Annotated in this window: 1 pseudogene; it reads left to right on the forward strand. The window is 55.6% G+C overall.

Features of this window, described 5'->3' with window-relative positions:
* Positions 1-9: 9 nt before the first annotated feature.
* Positions 10-629 (forward strand): annotated as a pseudogene (locus ACLJPL_RS34065) (hypothetical protein); the annotation flags it as partial.

A 629-nucleotide genomic window follows, 5' to 3' on the forward strand; every position in this document is an offset into this window, starting at 1 on the left:
TGGGAGACCATGTCATCGTCAAAGAGTGATCGAGAAATTCAGGATATTCGATATGGGCTGGCCCCGCAGTTCAAAGAGTACGACAGGTGCGGGCCGCACCTGAATCGCCATTCCGGAATATCGGCAGCCCCTAATATTCGAAGCTCGCTCATCGCCACGGATCGCAACGGATTTCGGCGCACGCCAAGCGGGTCCATCTTCGTGGATACGGAGACGCCCTTCAGCGCACTGGACTGTGTGGTGCTCGGCGGTTCTACCGTCTTCGGTGTGGGAGCAAGTTCGGACGCAAGCACCCTAGTCTCCGCTGCCGGCCGGAACATCGACGAGCGGTGGCTCAACCTCGGTATCAGGGGAGCCAGTTCCACCCAGGAGGTACAAGCGTTCCTTCCCTTCGCTATTGGCGTGAGAAGAGTCGTAGTGTGCAGCGGGGCGAACAACCTGATCATCGCCCTGCAAACTGACGACGGAACGCGAGATATCTACCACCCAGTATATTTTGACTCAGCATTTGATGCGATCGGTTCGCTGCCACTGGTGGATGTTGCGAATATGGTCAGAAATCACCTTTCGCTACGCAAGAAGCTTAAAGTCACTGTCCCAAAGCATCGCAATTCTCACCTAGTAGATGC

The sequence above is a fragment of the Streptomyces sp. cmx-18-6 genome (assembly GCF_046548915.1).
Lineage (GTDB): Bacteria > Actinomycetota > Actinomycetes > Streptomycetales > Streptomycetaceae > Streptomyces.